The following is a 17,652-nucleotide window of genomic DNA, read 5'->3' on the forward strand; positions in this document are numbered from 1 at the left end:
ACAAGCCATTTACTATCTTAAAAAGATACTTTATCCTTTACCTTTTATCCTTCGTCCTTTACCTTTTATCCTTCCTGATTCCTACTTCTCCGCCCAATCTTTTGCCCACGCGAGAATCTCGTGAACGCGATCGAGGGTTGCTGCTTCAGAGTACAACCGCAACACAGGCTCGGTACCGCTGAAGCGAATCAGGAGCCAGCTTTGATCCGCCAACTGAAACTTATATCCGTCGATCGCCAGACAGTCAGTCACGGCAACTCCAGCAATCTCCTTCAGGGGTTGAGTTTGCAGTTGTTCTAGCAGGCGCGATCGCACATCCATACTGGCGAGGGGCAGGTCAATGCGATCGTAGGCAGCAGTGAAACCCGTTTGCGTTTGCAGTTGGCGATATTGGTCGCTCAGGTCAAGCCCCGACTGAACGACAGCCTCCAACACATAAAGGGCTGACAACAACGCATCCCGCTCTGGAATGTGGGTGCCATAGCCAATCCCCCCCGACTCTTCACCGCCCAAAAATACCTGTGCCTCTAACATGCGATCGGCGATGTATTTGTAACCGATTGGAGTCTCGTGAACAGGTAAGTTGTGGAGTTTTGCCACCAGGGGAATCAGGTTAGAACCGCTAATCGTTTTGACGATTTCTCCGGTAAAGCCTCGCTGTGTTGCCAGGTGATGAATCAAGATGGGAATCAGGATTTGGGAACTGAGGAAGTTGCCCTGCCCATCCACAGCAGCAATGCGATCGCTATCTCCATCAAATACCAACCCAACGGACAAACCCTCTGGTGACTGTTGGCGGTAGGTCTTGATCTGGTCAAACATCTTAGACAGGTAACGCGGCAGGGGTTCCGGTGCGCCACCCTCAAACAGCGGATCAGCCTCACTGTTGATCTCTCGAATCGGCAAACCCAGGATTTGCTCTAGCCCACTCGCTGCTGCGCCATGCATCACATCAGCAAACACGGTTAACCGACCCGTGGCGATCGCCTCCTTAATCGCGGCTAAATCAACCTTTGCCTTGAGTGCATCGCAGTAACTCGTCCAGGGGTTAAAGGTGGTGATCGACGCTGTCGTGGAACCATTGGTGCTCTGAGGCGGCTCTTGCAACATCACTTCAATCTTTTTCGTCACCTCTGGCGGAACCGAACCCCCAAACCCCCCTTTCACCTTTAAGCCCGAATACGCCGCTGGATTGTGGCTTGCGGTGATGACCAGCGCACCGAGGGCATTGTGTTGTTTGGCGGCCCAACTAAACGCCGGAGTTGGCGCATAACACTCTGACAGCATCACATCATACCCAGCCGCTTTGACCGACTCCGCGGTTGCCTGCGCAAACTCAGCCGAAAGAAAACGGCGATCGTATCCAACAATGATGGTGCGAGTCGGGGTTTTGTCTCCATAAATCTGCTCCAAGGCTTTTGCTGCCAGTGGGGCAACCAACATCACTCGCTCAAAGGTGAAATCAGCTGCAATCACACCTCGCCAACCATCGGTGCCAAAAGTAATGGGCTTATTGGCGAAGGACGCTGGAGAAAGAGAACCTGCCATACGACTCTATTACCTCAATTGATACGAATATACAGATATACAGTGGCGGTAGACGGAGACCAAAATTGTCAAAAGAACTGCTCAATTTTAAGCCGTTCTTTATTTAATTAATGTATTTCTTTAATGAAGAAGTAGTTTATTTTCTCCAAACTACTTCTCTTGAGAAGACTGTCATACAACGCTTACACAGGATAGGAATCACACCGTTGCGAATTTGTTGAGAGCTTAATCAATTCAATTTAAGTCGCACCTATCTCAAGATAGGTTTTAGAAATTTGAATCATAAAAATTACGATTAACCATAGCTCCATATCGCCCTAAAACCTAACTTAGTGACACAACCATTTCAAACTAATCAATCTTTTCTTCATCCTAAGGATCGTGGATTTAATAAATTCAAAAACTGTACGGACGGGTTTAGCAAAGCAATCTACACACTGCCATGAATTTGACGGGAAAACCCGCTCCCATTAAATGTCGATGGATTAATCACGGTCTTACATCGTGAATTCCCGCGCTCACTTTCTTCCCCCAAACTGATGCTAGTACAGCAAAAAATAAGTTTTGAAAGGGGTGAAGGGGTTCCACCTCTTCTTGGGGGCGAAGCCCCAAACCCCCTACATTGCAGAACTTTGTGTTCGCAACACTAGGTATTTCGGGTTAAACATCTCAAGAATTAGCATTTTTCTAATAAAAAAGCCTCAAAAATTATTGCTGCAAGCTTTAAACTGTCTTGAGATTAAACCAACAGTGTATGACTTACTCCCCATCCACTCAGGATTATCACGTTACCGCTGTTATCAATCACCTGATTAAACCCGGTCGAGAAGAGGGTTATGAAGAATGGCTACATGGCATCGTGCCCGTTGCTAAAACCTTTGAGGGTCATTTGGGAGTTCAGATTTTACGTCCCAGATCCGGAGAACCCCCGGAATACACAATCGTTCTACATTTTGATCAGCACGCTCATTTGCAGGCATGGCTGGAGTCAAAGGAGCGGCATGACTGGATTGAGCGCGTTCAGCCATTAATCCAACAATCGGAAAGTATTCAGGTGTTGACCGGGTTAGAAACCTGGTTTCAACTGCCAGGACGCCCCCAAAAAACTCCACCTAAGCGATACAAAGTGGCGACCGTCACCTGGTTAGGCGTGTTGCTGTTATCGTTGCTAATTGGACGATTTCTTGCTCCATATCTGGCATGGATGCCATGGCTCGTCAGGCAAATGGTGACATCGGCGTTAGTGGTCTGGTTGCTGGCTTATGTCGTTATGCCGCAATTGACCCGCCTGTTCTATGGGTGGCTTTATCCCCAATCCAGGCAGAAATGACCTGCTTTTAATAACCTCTGTTGTGGTTAGAAGGTTAGATGGCTTTGACGCGATCGCGCCCCTGCCGCTTTGCCTCATACAACGCCTGATCCGCCCGGTGTAGCACATCCCATGCCTGATGATCTTGCAGCGAGTTTTGCTGTGCCACCCCAAAACTGGCGGTGATATCTAGCTTTCCAGCCGATGTCTGAATCGGGTTTGCCCGGATGGCTTGCCGTAGCCGCTCAGCCACATCGACAGCTTTAGTGAGTTCCGTCTCCATCAAAATCACGACAAACTCTTCACCACCATAGCGATACACGGGGGTTTCTCGGCGCAGTTGACGTTGCAGGCGTTGTGCCAGCACTTGTAAAACTTCGTCGCCGACCAGGTGCCCGTGGGTGTCATTCACCAGTTTGAAATAATCGATATCGCACACAATGACGCTAAAGACCGATTGTGTTGCCCATGCCGATCGCGTGCTCAACTGTTCCAGTTCACGCTCCAGCGAACGACGATTCATTAAATGAGTCAACTCATCCTGCACAATTTCTCGTTGCAGGGATTTGTTTTGTAGCCTCAACGCTTCTTGTTTATGCCAGAGGCTCTGATAATGTTGGGCATTGGTAAGAGCGATCGCGGCCTGATCTGCCACTTGCCGCAAGGTTTGCAATTCATCGAGTTGATAGACTCGCGCCTGCCCATAGGACAACAACGCCACCGCTCCAAAAAATTCTTCTTGAATAAACAGCGGCACCATTAAAACCGACAATGCCCCAATGTCATGTAACCAATCAAACAGCGGATCAACTTCATCATCTGCTGTCCTCAATTCCAGATAGGAGGCACCCCCCTGCAAAAACATATCCACCACATTGCGCCATAGAGCAGGGTCAATCTGCCGATCTTGCAGGGGGGTCAGATTGCGGTCTGGATGATCCCAAATGGACAAAATGTTAACGGGGGTATAGCGTAAATCAACTAATAAGGAGCGATCGCACTGTAGCCCCTGCCCCAACTCAGCGACGATGCGCCCTACAATTTCATCGGGGTTGAGACTGGAGTTGAGTAATCGAGCGATACGCCCCACCAGTGCTGCCTGAAGTCGAGACTGCTCTAATCGTTGTCGCCAATATAACGCGCTGTAAGCAAACCCCAACTGCCCACATATCACGTCGATCGCGTCTAGATCCTCATCGCTCCAACCCACAATCTTAGTCCCATCTTGAGCGCGGGTTGCCTGCGTTGCGACACTTGCTGATAGGGGTTGCAACAGGGGTTGATGTGCATCGATCGAGGCTTCAAGCAGGGGGGGTTGTCCTTTGGGACGACGTAGTTGCAGCACAAATTGCAGTGGTGTAGGCACGGGTACAATACCCATAAAACTGGCTTGATCCAGCTTCCCACGACTGGTAACAGGCACAATCAAATCCCCTGTTTTGAGTTGGGTTAACTGTGGCCCCTGCTGTTGTTCCAGCAACCATGACGGCAATACACGCGGGTAAAACTGCCAGATGCCCTGTTCTGGGCTGGGTGACTCATCCTGGAGGGGTAATGAAATCGAGTCTGGCTCAAAATCGATACTGTCTTCAAATGCTTGCAAAGCTCCCGCAGTGGCATAGACCTGCAATGTATCTGACATGCCTGTCGCCAAACCTGCCCACAACAGGACTTCTGCGTGGTATGCAGTAGAAATCATCCCGATTACCTGCCGCAGCAGTGAGTCTACTGAATCTAAATTACTCACCGCCGCAGCCATCCAAGGATAAACTTGTTTCCAGGTTGGCTTCATGGATTAGGTTGGAGTTCGCTTCCCTTATAACGTTGAATGTTGCCCCAGCACCCCTATGACATCGGTATGAGAAGTCACTTCAAAAATACCCTGAACCAGCGATCTTGATATCACGATCGCGCCAGTTTCAGGTAGTTGTAGTAGAGGATCACCAGCGATGAATAGACGAGTTGCGTTTGAGCCTGAAGCCCAATCGACTCGGAACTGCCGTTCTGTATGGTATTAACTACCACAATCGGGACGGTGATTCCTCGAAACCACGGTTAGAATAAAATTTCACAAGAAGGCCGTTACATTGCCCTCATTCTAGCGATTTGGTTTGGAATACCTCCAACCCCAAAATGGCTACTTTATTGCGATCGCCATTTCAACTAAAACAGAAAAACTGGAAGAGCAGTGCCCCTCCACCTCCTCGTTTTCATGAATCAAATAGGACTGCTGTAGACCAAAGACAGAATAAGAGAGTTTGAAACTTATCTTATGAACCTATCTTTGTAACACAAAACAACCGCTTTTAGCCTATCTCAATCCATATTTATACAGTCGCAAGTTAGACAAACCGTATACAATTTGACACGACTCGACACAACAATTGCGACGGCAACTGGTGCACATCAGGGGGGCGATCGCGACTAACTGCTTCGTTGTGCCCTCCGTAACATCCCGCCAGCAAGGCGAATTAAGCGACTTACAGAGTACTCACCCAAATAATTATCAGGGCTACCAGTGTAGGTATACCTCCCGATAGATTATTAAGATACGTTATGCCGACTACACTGAGCGCAGGCGATTTTTAACTAAAATTAACTCAACTTGCATGAGTTGTATGGGTTAGAACTATGCCTTTTTTTGTAGGAGCATAAATTACCAGTTCCAATCAAACCGTGCTGATCAGGGGCTTCTAATTTGGAATCAAGCCATAGGGCTACGTGAACGGGCACTAATGCTGATTTCCATGCGCCGCGTCTTCGATGCTTTTGACTAAAGCCATGTTTTAACGTATCCATCGTCACAATCGCTAACGTTAGAGCGGGATTGAGGGTGCAACTCTAACACCTGCTCTGCCTTAACTGAGATGGTGACGACTATTAAGCAATCGAGAAGCTCGTTAGAGCAGGGTGCTTACTGAGGCACAACCTCTACATCCCTGACCCAAACCGTTCCCAACGATTGCCACGCAGCAGAGCTAATGACGTAACAGAGCCACTGTTATTGCAAATTAGATGCTGCATATTACGGCTGTCAACATTTGCGAAGTGGTCTGGATCTCTATCCTCCCTTGATTCATTCCTGATACGCGATCCCCTATCCCTATCGGCTTACTCCTTCAAGGTAAACGGTCCTCTGTTGACATAATGCAAAAAACGACTGATTTAGATCCTAAATTGCAATTACGGCGGCGGTTGTTAATTGCAGATGTGACCAACCAAATCAACCGGATGATTCGCAGTGCAACCCATCTGGGCGAGATTTTAGGCTTTGCCTGTCAACTACTGGTCGAAACCCTTGAATGCACCAGTGCCCGCGTTCTCATTCCTCAAGACACAGACTCTCAAACATTTGTGATCCGGGGAGAACACAGTCAATCAAGCTGTGCGCTTGGGCTAGGCGATATTCTGGTGGCTCAGGAGCAATCCTATCTAAAACAGGTCTGTGATCAGCAGACCCCCTTGGTCTGGACTCAAGCACACCGTTCTCACGATGGGCAGGAATTGACCTGTGCTGTGTTGGCGATCGCCGCGCGTTATGGCAACCAGGTCAATAGTATTGTTGAGATCCAACAGTGCGCTACACCGCAAGATGATGAATCTGCGCCCCATCCCCCCCGACAATGGTTGGAATGGGAGCATGAGCTATTGCAGGAAGTATCTGGACAGTTAGCCATTATCGTCAACCAACATATCTTGCATACCGAGATGAAACATCGGATTATGCGAGAGTCGCTGTTGCGGCTCGTGACGAACCAGATCCGCAGTAGCCTTGATCTCAACATCATTCTCAACACCATCGTGCAACAGGTGCGAGAGATGCTCAACACCGATCGCGTGGTGATTTATCAGTTTCAAGAAAACTGGCGAGGCACGGTCGTCGTCGAAAACGTACTTCCACCCTGGAGTTCTGCGCTGGGTGAGATGGGGCAAGACAACTGTTTTTCAGCAGGATACGCCGAGCTATATCGGGGGGGACGGGTGCGTGCCATGCACGATATCCAGAATGTTGGTTTGGATAGCTGTCATGTCAACTTTTTACAACGGTTGCAGGTGCAGGCTAACCTGATTGTGCCCATTCTCCAAACGACTGCCGATGAAGTAGATCCGACTCAATCTCCTCAACTGTGGGGCTTGTTGATTGCTCACGAGTGCCGTAGTACGCGCAACTGGCAACCGTGGGAAAAAGACCTGATGCAACAACTGGGTGATCAAGTTGCGATCGCCATTCAACAGGCTGAACTTTACACTCAAGTGCGTGCTAATGCGGCTCGCTCTCAGGCTCAGGCAGAGCAACTGCAAATTGCCCTAGAGGAGTTGCGTTCCACTCAGGCTCAACTGATCCAGAGCGAAAAGCTATCGAGTTTGGGGCAAATGGTGGCGGGCATTGCCCATGAGATCAACAATGCCACTAACTTTATCCATGCCAATCTGCCCTACGTTCAGCAATATGCCGCCGCATTAGAACAAGCGATCGCCACTTGCATAGACCATCGCTCCGCACCCTCAGAAGCGATCGCCTCTGAACTGGAAAACTTAGAAGTCAGCTTTGTCCGTCAGGATTTTCCCAAACTGATTCAATCGATGCAAACAGGGACAGGGCGCATTCGGGATATCGTCTCGACCCTACGCAATTTCTCACGTATCGATGAAGCGGAATACAAAGCCGTTGACCTCCATGAGGGCATCGATAGCAGCCTGGTCATCCTCAGACACCGGATTGAACCTAAAGTCAAAATTAACAAAGACTATGGCGTACTCCCCCTGGTGGAGTGCCATGCAGGGCAAATCAATCAGGTTCTCCTAAACCTGTTGAGCAATGCGTTAGATGCCTGTAGCGAGCAACCCGAAATTACGATTCGCACCTGGCAACCACGCCCTAACGCAGTCATGGTTTCCATTCGCGACAATGGCTGTGGCATTCCTGAAGGTATTCTCAATCGCATCTTTGACCCCTTTTTCACAACAAAACCAGTGGGACAGGGAACGGGACTAGGGCTTGCGATTTGTCATCAGATTATTGTCAAAGAGCACCAGGGGCTAATTCGATGTGTCAACCACCAGCAGGGAACTGAGTTTCAGATTGAGTTACCTGTCACACGATCAGTGCGTGAAGGACAATAAAAAGCACCCCCAGAGGAGTGCCTTTATACCAACTCACTTGAGAGAAGCCATATCGAGAGGGGCTATGCCACTGTCAATGGCGGTAAAGGCTAGATGCCAATCCCGCCCTGTCAGATGACTTAGCTGAACGCAACGTGACTGCGGCTGTAAGTTCCTGCAACAGCCGTGTTGATCTTGCCTTGAATGGGGTTCCAATATTGGTAAGCATACTGGCTGGGCAGACCGACTTGTACGGCAACCCGGCTCAACATCACCTGCTCACGTTGCTTGACATTGCGGTGATGGTTGATCACCAACGAACGTAACCGATCATCCACTGAAGCGATCGCTGAAGCTGCAACAGGTTCAACCACAACAGGAGCCAAAATAGGCTCAGGAGCACCTGTTGTATAAGCTACACCCCGATATTTCAGGTCAAGACTGGGTTGTTGCGACAGTTGTTTTTGTGCTTTGCGAAATCTCACACCTGATCCACGATATTGACCAGCAGCAACAACTTCACCGACTTGAGCTTGAGGAGGGTTGTAATCGTAACTGATTCCACGGTAAGTAAGTTTCATAGAATTCGCCTCTTTGAAATATGTAACGGGTTGAGGCGCGTTCCTTCGGGATGTCTCCCTACTTCCGTCTCTTGAACTTGACAGTTTCAATGATCAAGAAAGAGATGAACGATTTGTTTTTCTGTATCTATTGTTACCGTTTTCCACCTTTATGTCAATCAAATTCTCTCAAATATCCGGAATTCATGACATAGGCTGAAGCAAGCTCTTTGCCCCAATTCCCAATGCCACAATCAGCCCAATGACCACTGCCCCCATTCCCAATGGACTTGGAACCCAAAAAACCGCCTCGATGTGATTAACGTCTCCGGCTTTGAGAGTCCAGACCAGATGTTTGTTAGCGGTTGGGTCGGCGGAGGCATCTGTTGGTTGGATCTGTGGGCTTTGGGCACCCCAGGGAGTATCGAGGCTAAATTCCAGATCGAGGAGAGTACCGGGACTAATCAGGACGCTGCCCTCTGAGGAGAGGACACCGAGCGATCGCAAATCCAGATCAAAGGTTAGATAGTTCTTCTCAACCACAAAGAAGTTGCGTTGAAAGACGGTGAGACGAGAAGCAATGGCAGGCAAGTCAGCCACAACCGATCGGGCAGAGGGAGGGAGGTCTTCAAGGCTGGGATTGAAAAATTGATTAAATTTTGCTTGCAACTCTGCCCCATTGTTAAAGGGAATGATGGCAACAATTTCCTGTTTTGACGGATGGCGCACGCGCCCACCCACCTGCCGGGTTCGCTGTTCCAGGCTCTTTAACCACTCCTGAGCGATCGCCCCACTGAAGTTGGTGAGTTGTTCCCCCAGACGAATGTGCTGCACGATTTCGCCATGATTTTGACCTGCAAAGTTAATCCCCACGTCATAGCGAACGCACCCAGACAACAGCACCGACACCACCAGGAGCAGCACTACCTTTTGCAGTGCTCTGAGTCGCAGTGTTTTCAATCTAGCCGCGATCGCCCAAAAACTGGCTTGCAATCTTGTCATGCTTCCATGTTCTACACCTCACCCTTTCACTCTCTCACGCTTAGTTCGTTAGCTCAACCAGAGCAAACTGCCAACAATCAGGGCGATCGCTATCAGGGCAACCCAAACAAACCGATTATCTTTAGTGTTGACCTGACTCAGGTCAATGGGTTCTAAATCAGGTTCAACCTTACGAGGACGGGGCGATCGCTTGGGTGGTGTATAGGCTCCTTTGGTATCACGCTCAGACTCCTCCAGCGTTGCCAAATCGGGAATTTGAGTCAGCCATTCAGGGCGAGTCTTGAGGCGAGGGGCTTTGAGGATGTAGAGTAACCGATTCCCCTGCTTGCGGGTGTCGCGATCGGGGTGACGGGTCAGCTTTTCACACAGGGCGATCGCGTCTTCTCGCTGTTCAGCAGCTTCATAGGCAGTCACCAACCAGATCTGAATCTCACCGCCTAATCGCGAGTTGCGGTTGACCAGGCTTGCTGCCTTTTCTAAAGCCTGCACCGATTGCCGATAGGAACCCCGCTCAAATGCCGCTCTACCTGTTTGATAGTGTGATCGAATGAGTTCTATCGTTTGAGTACTGTCTGTGTTTTGAGTACTGTCTGTGTTTTGAGTGCTGTCTGTATTCACCCACCCTGCTCCTGGTATATCGCTGGAGGTACTGGTTTCATCTCTTCCATATAGCCGTTCTCAATGAGTTGTAAGATCAGCGAGTTGTGAGAGGCGCACCTCGTCAGGGTATGCCTCTCATACCCATTTGGGATTGCTATATAAAGGACTGAAACTTATCCCTTAACTCGATCGTCTATTGCAACTATTGAGACAGTTAATACAAGTGGGTGTGGGGGTTGTGCCCCTAGCCAGGGGTTCCACCCCTGCACCCCGTCCTAACCAATCCCTCGGTTGCTATATTATCTAGACTAATCAGATTAGCTGCCTAATCATGATCTGTCTCCTCAAATTCTAACGAAGCAGGTTAGGCTAGAGGTCTGGCGATCGCTACTCCCTAAGATCTATTTATGCGGTTACTACACACTCAATCTCAAGGTCTGAGAGATATTAAGCGTCCTGTGTCTGTGTTGTTATCAGGGGTTGTTGTGAGTGCGATCGCACTGGTTAATGCCTTGCCAGTCAGGGCAGATGGTGTGGTGGTGCGTGGGGGAAGCGTTACGGTACAGGTAGGTGAATACAATCCCCCCAGATCTGTCTACAGTCGGGATTATGACCGGGATTATCGCGATCGCTACTACCGCGATCGCTACTACCGCGATCGATATGATGATCGCTACGATACTGAGATCGAAGACTCCCTTCTGATCAATCCCGTCATCATTGACTCTGAGATCGAAGACTCTGTGTTGATTGACCCGGTCATCATCAACTCTGGTTACGGTTATGACTACGACGACCGGGATGTCAGAATCTATTCCACGGGTGGCACTCGCCCCACCTGTCAAGTGTTGTCAAACTTCAGGGCTGCCTGCAATTAGACGGGCTCAGCACTCAGCACTTTGCTATAACTGCGGTTTCAACCGCCGAAGTTCTGCTCCCAAACTCAGGTTATTTAACGTCAGTTCGGTTTAAGAGTCTGGCGAATGAATTTGCGGCTACTGGAGCGACGTCCGCCGATGCGGACTCCGGAAAATGCAGGATTTGACGAACCGACGCAGATCGGTTTTGCTCAGATAGCGGCGGTTTTAACCGCCGAAATCCTGATCCGAATTCACGTTATTTAGAAGGGCAAGCACTCATTGCTTCGGGCAGGGTTGCGCCCCGCAAATCAGTTCCTTCGAGTTCAACATTCCGCATACTGGCAGTGCTCAGGTCGGCTCCCCTCAAGTCGGCTTCACTCATATCGGCGTCATCCAAAATGGCTCGGTTCAGCACCGCTTCAATCAAACTTGCCTGACATAGGGTGGCTTCTCGGAAGTTAACCGAGATGAGAACCGTGCGATAGAGGTCTGCCAACGTCAGATTTGCCTGAACCAGGCTAGCTTCCCGCAGGTTGGCACTTTTGAGGACAGCCCCAATAAGATAAGCACCATAACAATTGACCCCTGTCAGCGTTGCTTCAATCAAATCTGTTTGGTTGAGATTGGCATAACTCAGGTTAGCCTCTGCCAGGTCGGTGCCCCGCATAATAGCGTTCATCAAATTTGCACTCCGCAGATCAGCCCCCATCAGTTTTGTTTTGATCATGTAGGCTTTGCTGAAGTTAGCTCCGCGCAAATCCGCTCCAATCAGATTGGCACCAATTAAATTGCTGCCGCTCAGATCAATGCCGTTGAGATCCGCCAGAATCAGGTTTGCTCCACTCAGGTCAGGTTTGACTGAAGATGTGCGTCGCCACTTATTCCAGATTTCAACTCCCGCCTGTAATAGAGCAAGATGATTGTGATTTGCCATAGGTGCGGTGCGTCAGAGGTGAGGTAGGACAATTTTTGCCAGGTCTAGATCATTCTTCGAGGGGAGCGATCGCCAACCGTCAGCCTCTAGTAAAGAGTCGTTAAGGGGGTATAAAGTTACAACAAAAAACCTCAGGTAGGGCGATCGCCACTCTAAAGGAGTAACCAGAGAAAATAGAGCTTACGATAGAGGAGATTTGCCCAGCTATTTTATTAGACTCAAGGTGTTATCAATAAACCCGCTTTTAGAGGCAAAACCTATTTTTAAAAGCATTGCTTCTAAAAGTGTAAAAATCATGGGAGAAAATATCATGAGTTTAGAAGATAGAGCAAAAGCAACGGCTAAAAATGTTGAAGGTAAACTTCAAGAAGCCGTGGGTGAAGTAACAGGAAGCCCCAGAGACAAGGCTGAAGGTAAAGCAAAGCAAGTCGAAGCTGAAGGCCGTCATGCTGTTGAAGATATGAAAGATGCAGTAAAGCGCAAGATTGACTAAGCCTTTATTGAACTGTTCAGCCAATTAACTTCGTGAGAAAGTGAATCATCTGTGGGAGCATTTTTGTGTTTTCACAGATGTTTTTTAAGAAGTGATTTTTAAGTGATTGGTTTAATATAGCGATCCTAAATCGTTTGTGAAAGTGCCCGCCCTTTGGGCGGGCACTTTCACAAACAGCTTTTTTCACAAATCAAATAGGATTGCTATAACACTTCACGAGTTACAACGGCAATATCCCCTTCTCTACGACCATTAGCCCCAGGGCGATCGCCACCCACCCAATAAACATCGTTCGCGTCAGTCCCATGGCTCGCTCAATGCGTTCAACGGTAATCGGTCGCAGCGCATCCCCCAACAAAGGCTTGTGTTTCGTCACCCCACGATAGGTATTGGTGCCACCCACCTGCACCCCCAACACAGCAGCGTAGGCACACTCACTCCATCCCGCATTTGGGCTGGGGTCTTGTGGGGCATCGCGACAGCACACCTGCCAGACTCGACCAGGGTTTCCGGACACCAACACCAGACTCAACACCGTCAGCCGACAGGGCAACCAGGTGAGGACATCTTCCGTTCTGGCACTGAACCAACCCAGATCGGTATAAGGAGCTTCTTTGTAGCCCACCATTGAGTCAAGCGTGCTTGCCGCTTTATACGCCAATGCCAGCGGCACACTCCCTATCGGCAACAACGCCCCAACGATCGCATAAAACAGGGGAGCCATCACCCCATCTACCGCATTCTCCGTCACGGTTTCCAGCACCGCCCGGAGTATTTCATCCCGCGACAGGTGCTCTGTGTCTCGTCCTACATATCGACTGAGACGCGATCGCGCCACCACAAGCGATTCCTCAGATGCCCCTGACTCCGATGACAGAGGTTGCAGCACATCCTCAGCGGCTCGCCGCAGACTGCGTCCGGCAAAGCAACTCGCCAACATCACACTGGCGATCGCCATTCCCATCACCGGGTGAATCCTGTTGGCTACCCAAACCATCAGCCAACCCACCAAGCCACTGCCACCCATCATGCCGATACCCAGCACCACCCCCGCCACGCGCCGCACCGTCGCCCCAGAGAATCGCCCCAACATCCATTTGGAATAGCCTCCAATCACCCAACCCATCACCTGAACCGGATGCAACCAATTCCACGGATCACCAATCAGGTAGTCAAGGAAAGAGGCGATCGCCAAAACAATTGCTGAAGATTCGATAGGCATGGGTCAAGGGAGATTGAGTCATGAGCCAAGAGCTATGGTCGATTAACCCGTGACAAATGACAAGTATAGCTTTGGTCAGAAAGCTTAAGGCAAAGGCAATGGCTTAAACCCTGATGCTGGGGAGGCTCTCTGACTCGCCTCCGCCCCATCGAATGTGGCTACGGCTATAACCCGTGACCAGAGCTTACCCCTCACCCGTTACCCTTTCACTCTTTTGTCTTTCCGCCTGTGGCTGTGGGCTTTGTTGCGATGGAATAGTGATCACGAATTCAGTGCCCTGCCCCAAACGAGAGTCACATGTCAAAGTGCCATGATGTTTTTGCACCACAATTTGATAGCTGATCGACATCCCCAACCCCGTTCCTTTGCCAACAGGTTTTGTCGTGAAAAAGGGGTCAAACAGTTTTTCTTGCGTTGTGCTGTTCATCCCTGGGCCGTTATCTCGAATCCGAATGATGGCTAACCCTTCTCGCGTCGTTAACTCGGACGCAGCATCCTCATCCTCGCTCAAAAGCGTCGTTTGACTTGGCTCAAATTCCGTTGTGATCGTGATGATGCGAGGCTCTGGTTGTACTTCCAAAGCATCGATCGCATTCACCAAAATATTCATAAACACCTGATTGAGTTGCCCCGGATAACATTCTACTTGGGGCAAATCTCCGTACTGCTTCACGATTTGCACGCCACTGCCCACCGAAAACGACTTTAAGCGGTTATGCAGAATGAGCAGCGTGCTATCGATGCCTTCATGAATATCAACGGGTTTCATCTCGGCTTCGTCTAATCGGGAGAAGTTGCGAAGTGACAGCACAATCTGACGAATGCGATCGGCACCAATTTTCATCGATGCCAGCAGTCGGGGCAAATCTTCTGCAATGAAATCAATATCAATCAATTCAATTTGATTTTGAACATCGGGATGTGGCTCAGGATAGTGCTCTTGATAAAGTTGCACCAATTCCAGCAGGTCTTTGATATAGCTATTGGCATGGACTAAATTGCCACTGATAAAGTTAACGGGGTTGTTGATTTCATGAGCAATGCCAGCAACCATCTGCCCCAAACTGGACATCTTTTCGGTTTGAATCAGTTGGGTCTGGGTTTGTTGCAGGTTTTGCAATGCCTCTGTAAGTTGCTGGGCCTGCGTTTCAGCCGCAAATGCTGCCGCACGAGTCTTGGCATACAACTCCGCCTGATCGATGGCGATCGCCACCTGATCTACCACCGCTTGCAACAGATCGACTTCACTATCTGTCCAGTTGCGAGATCTGCCATGACCACAGACGATCGCCCCCAGTTGACCAGAGCGAGTTTCCAGGGGAATCATCAGTTGAGCACTGATTTGAGACTCATTCAGCAGAACACAAAGCCTCAAATCATCTTCTACTTCAGTGATGTCATTGACTCGAATAATCTTCAGATTCAAAATCCTGTCTGCCAGGATGTCTACTTGACTCATTGGGCAATCGCCTAAGAGCGTTATCAGATCTGGGTTACGAGCTTCATGTGTGACAACCAAATCGGGGCGATCGTCATTAATCCAGCACCACACAAAGTGACAACGATCAATCTTTAGTAACGTCCGAATTTCGCTGACCGTCGTTTTGAGAATGACATCTAAATTGAGCGAATCACGAATTTGGCTCGCCAATTGGAACAACAACGCCTCACGCCGACTCAACAACTCCTCTCGTGCCCAGATCCGGTCGATCGCCACAGCAATGCTGTGAGCGAGCCATCCCAGTGTGTTGCAAACCGTCTCGGTCAATGCCTTCCGGCTAAACAGAGCCAACACCCCCACCAATCGCTCTTCGACAATCAGGGGATATCCAGCAAAACCGACCAATTCCTCTCGTTGTGCCCACTCTCTGGCACCCACACAAACATCATTAGCAACATCATTGGTCGTGTAGGGTTGGCAGGTCTGAGCAATAAAGCCGATGATCGAAATGCCAAGGGGGATGCGGCTGTGAAATTCATCGGAGCAGTCGTGTTGTCCGGCGATCGCCTGCAACTCCAGCAACTTTGCCTCCGGATCAAGCGTCCAAATTCGCACCGAGGTCGCACTCAAGTACTGCACCATCGCCTCAGCACAGTAGTCTAACGTGTCAGTCAACACGCCCCCTTGAGACAGAGTGACCCCCACCGTTGCACCCAACTCTGCCAGTTGTGATCGCTCCCACAGTGCCAGTTCAGTCTGTTTACGTTGCGTAATGTCAGTTCGAATCGCGATGTATTGATAGGGTTTACTGTCCTCCCCCAATAAAGGCACGATCGTGCTGTCTACCCAATACAGGCTGCCGTCCTTTGCCCGGTTACAAATTTCGCCTTTCCACACTTCACCGCTGGCGATCGTCTTCCACATGGAGGTGAAGAAAGCTTTGGGGTGATAACCCGAATTGAGAATGCGATGATTTTGCCCAATTAACTCCGCACCGGAATATCCCGAAATTTCACAAAACCGTTGATTAGCATAGGTAATAGTGCCGTGACAATCGGTGATTGCAACAATGGCATGTTGGTCTAGCGCAAATTTGAGTGATTCTAACTCGTGGGCAGAGCGTATCTCATCCATAACAATTTGCGATTCCGTAGACATGGGTTTAACCCTCTGGATAAGGTTATACCTGCAAGCAACAACCCAATAACAATCGATCCTCGATGTTAGAGTTAGAGCTTGTTGGAGATGCAGATAATTGATGTGCTGTCTTTCTCATGAAAGCTGTCAGCTATAGCGTACCCAAAGCCTAAGCACAGCACTTAAATACAAACCCAATTCTAAGTTTGTTTGAGGTTATATTACGCCGATCTTTGCGGTATCGAAATCTTGTTAAAGAAAGTGCATACTTTGCCCTAATTGCATCAAAAAAAGCTTTAATCTCCTTTGCAAAAAGTAAGCCTAAGTTAACGTGAATTCGGGATCAGGATTTCGGCGGTTAAAACTGCCGCTATCGGAGCAAAACCGACCTGCGTCGGTTCGTCAAAGCCTGCATTTTCCGGAGTCCGCGTCGGTGGACGTCGCTCTAGTACCCGCGAATTCATTCGCCGGGCTCCTAAACCAAACTGACGTTAAGTTAGATTCCCCAAACCCTTTAAGGAACCGATGTCGGTTGGACATTGCCCCCTTCCTGAAGTAGCCCTATCTTCAGGGCAAAGCACCCGGCAAATTAGACTTGCAATTTTTGCAATTTCTGCAATTTTTGCAATTTTTTAACAGCCATTTTTGTACTGACGACTCTGACTCCAAAAAGGAAGAAGTATCGCTTTAAATAATGAATTTCTTGCAATAAGAATTTACATAAATTAATAGTTTATACAAGTTAACAAGTAAGAGCTAATTCATGTCAATCTTACGACCTAAAACATTGGGTACCGATTGAATCAGCAGCACCCGAACTTGAAACCGATGCGAAGCGCGTCCTTAGGGTTAACTCAAACACCTTCTGCTAAGGGGTTTGGGGGAGGCAGTGGCGTCCCCCAATGGGGGTTTGGGAGAAACTCCCCCAATGCCTAGTTCTCCAATTATTTGGAAAAGAGCAGAGGTATGTATACACCGTAGCTTGCCAAGGGGAAGTGCCGCAGGCGGTGGGGTGTGATCTATAGCAGTAATTTCGAGAACTGGTATAACCCTTGATTTTTGACAGTCTGCGAAGACAAACTGGGCTCCGGTAGCCGCGAACTTATTTGCCAGAGTCTTAACCCAAACTGACGTTAAGTACTTAAACCAACAGCCCGAACAACAGTCCTAATATTAGAAAACCGATTACAAGATTTAAAGGAATCCTATTTTCCAGTATCAGAAGTTCACCAGAAGTTACTAAGTACTGCTATTTACAGATAGGGTTTGGAAATAAAACCAGGGGGTGTGGGGGTTCCACCCCTGCACCCCAGATTCCCACCCTTATTTACGACGAGTTTTACTAGTGGTCTGCCAAATCAACTTTGCCGGGTTCAATCGTAGGATATAGTCGCCCTAATTTAACTCGCGCATCAGTCGTTGCGAAACGCCAATTCACCGTTG

The 17,652-nt window shown here is 49.0% G+C and carries 15 protein-coding genes and 1 riboswitch; of the genes, 5 read left to right on the forward strand and 10 right to left on the reverse strand.

All coding sequences use genetic code 11. The annotated features are described in order from the left end of the window. Nucleotides 1-81 precede the first annotated feature (81 nt). Nucleotides 82-1,548, reverse strand: a complete 1,467-nt coding sequence (locus H6G89_RS03135) for a phosphoglucomutase/phosphomannomutase family protein (protein WP_190503797.1) — start codon at nucleotides 1,546-1,548, stop codon at nucleotides 82-84. Between the two features lie 754 nt (nucleotides 1,549-2,302). Between H6G89_RS03135 and H6G89_RS03140 the strand changes: the two genes are divergently transcribed. Further along, on the forward strand, nucleotides 2,303-2,878 hold the full coding sequence (locus tag H6G89_RS03140; RefSeq protein ID WP_190503798.1) for an antibiotic biosynthesis monooxygenase: 576 nt from the start codon (nucleotides 2,303-2,305) through the stop codon (nucleotides 2,876-2,878). A 34-nt stretch (nucleotides 2,879-2,912) separates the two neighbouring features. On the opposite strand, the gene H6G89_RS03145 is transcribed toward H6G89_RS03140, so the two are convergent. Further along, nucleotides 2,913-4,649 (reverse strand): sensor domain-containing diguanylate cyclase, encoded by a 1,737-nt coding sequence (locus H6G89_RS03145; protein WP_190503799.1) that lies wholly within the window; start codon nucleotides 4,647-4,649, stop codon nucleotides 2,913-2,915. A 110-nt stretch (nucleotides 4,650-4,759) separates the two neighbouring features. Then, nucleotides 4,760-4,882 (reverse strand): hypothetical protein, encoded by a 123-nt coding sequence (locus H6G89_RS35535; protein ID WP_255519344.1) that lies wholly within the window; start codon nucleotides 4,880-4,882, stop codon nucleotides 4,760-4,762. A 1,122-nt stretch (nucleotides 4,883-6,004) separates the two neighbouring features. Here H6G89_RS35535 and H6G89_RS03150 point away from each other — a divergent pair. Beyond that, on the forward strand, nucleotides 6,005-7,981 hold the full coding sequence (locus tag H6G89_RS03150; RefSeq protein ID WP_190503800.1) for a GAF domain-containing sensor histidine kinase: 1,977 nt from the start codon (nucleotides 6,005-6,007) through the stop codon (nucleotides 7,979-7,981). Between the two features lie 119 nt (nucleotides 7,982-8,100). Here H6G89_RS03150 and H6G89_RS03155 read toward each other — a convergent pair whose 3' ends face one another. From H6G89_RS03155 to H6G89_RS03165, 3 genes are all read right to left on the reverse strand, one after another. Continuing rightward, complete coding sequence (locus tag H6G89_RS03155) at nucleotides 8,101-8,541, reverse strand: DUF4278 domain-containing protein (RefSeq protein WP_190503801.1); 441 nt, start codon at nucleotides 8,539-8,541, stop codon at nucleotides 8,101-8,103. 34 nt (nucleotides 8,542-8,575) lie between these two features. Beyond that, nucleotides 8,576-8,654, reverse strand: a riboswitch (Glutamine riboswitch). Between the two features lie 70 nt (nucleotides 8,655-8,724). Then, nucleotides 8,725-9,522: a DUF3153 domain-containing protein gene (locus H6G89_RS03160; RefSeq protein WP_190503802.1), complete on the reverse strand. Its 798-nt coding sequence runs from the start codon at nucleotides 9,520-9,522 to the stop codon at nucleotides 8,725-8,727. Nucleotides 9,523-9,570: 48 nt separating this feature from the next. After that, nucleotides 9,571-10,140, reverse strand: a complete 570-nt coding sequence (locus H6G89_RS03165) for a hypothetical protein (RefSeq protein ID WP_309229544.1) — start codon at nucleotides 10,138-10,140, stop codon at nucleotides 9,571-9,573. A 389-nt stretch (nucleotides 10,141-10,529) separates the two neighbouring features. Here H6G89_RS03165 and H6G89_RS03170 point away from each other — a divergent pair, with 389 nt between their 5' ends. Together H6G89_RS03170 and H6G89_RS03175 are read left to right on the forward strand one after the other, a co-directional pair. Further along, complete coding sequence (locus tag H6G89_RS03170; RefSeq protein WP_190503803.1) at nucleotides 10,530-11,000, forward strand: hypothetical protein; 471 nt, start codon at nucleotides 10,530-10,532, stop codon at nucleotides 10,998-11,000. 105 nt (nucleotides 11,001-11,105) lie between these two features. Beyond that, complete coding sequence (locus tag H6G89_RS03175; protein ID WP_190503804.1) at nucleotides 11,106-11,246, forward strand: hypothetical protein; 141 nt, start codon at nucleotides 11,106-11,108, stop codon at nucleotides 11,244-11,246. On the opposite strand, the gene H6G89_RS03180 is transcribed toward H6G89_RS03175, so the two are convergent. Next, the gene (locus H6G89_RS03180) at nucleotides 11,239-11,916 is read right to left on the reverse strand and encodes a pentapeptide repeat-containing protein (protein WP_190503805.1); all 678 of its coding nucleotides are present in this window, start codon (nucleotides 11,914-11,916) and stop codon (nucleotides 11,239-11,241) included. The genes H6G89_RS03175 and H6G89_RS03180 overlap by 8 nt on opposite strands. 196 nt (nucleotides 11,917-12,112) lie before the next feature. Here H6G89_RS03180 and H6G89_RS36340 point away from each other — a divergent pair, with 196 nt between their 5' ends. After that, nucleotides 12,113-12,409, forward strand: coding sequence for a CsbD family protein (locus H6G89_RS36340; protein WP_375539679.1), 297 nt, complete (start codon nucleotides 12,113-12,115; stop codon nucleotides 12,407-12,409). A gap of 220 nt (nucleotides 12,410-12,629) precedes the next feature. On the opposite strand, the gene cbiB is transcribed toward H6G89_RS36340, so the two are convergent. The 3 genes from cbiB to H6G89_RS03200 form a co-directional block, all read right to left on the reverse strand. Further along, nucleotides 12,630-13,631, reverse strand: a complete 1,002-nt coding sequence (cbiB, locus tag H6G89_RS03190) for an adenosylcobinamide-phosphate synthase CbiB (RefSeq protein ID WP_190503806.1) — start codon at nucleotides 13,629-13,631, stop codon at nucleotides 12,630-12,632. 184 nt (nucleotides 13,632-13,815) lie between these two features. After that, entirely contained in the window at nucleotides 13,816-16,230 is a 2,415-nt protein-coding gene (locus H6G89_RS03195) for a GAF domain-containing protein (RefSeq protein WP_190503807.1), read from the reverse strand. A 305-nt stretch (nucleotides 16,231-16,535) separates the two neighbouring features. Next, entirely contained in the window at nucleotides 16,536-16,673 is a 138-nt protein-coding gene (locus tag H6G89_RS03200; RefSeq protein WP_190503808.1) for a hypothetical protein, read from the reverse strand. Between the last annotated feature and the right edge of the window lie 979 nt (nucleotides 16,674-17,652).

The organism is Oscillatoria sp. FACHB-1407, from assembly GCF_014697545.1.
In the GTDB taxonomy this organism is placed as follows: Bacteria; Cyanobacteriota; Cyanobacteriia; order Elainellales; family Elainellaceae; genus FACHB-1407.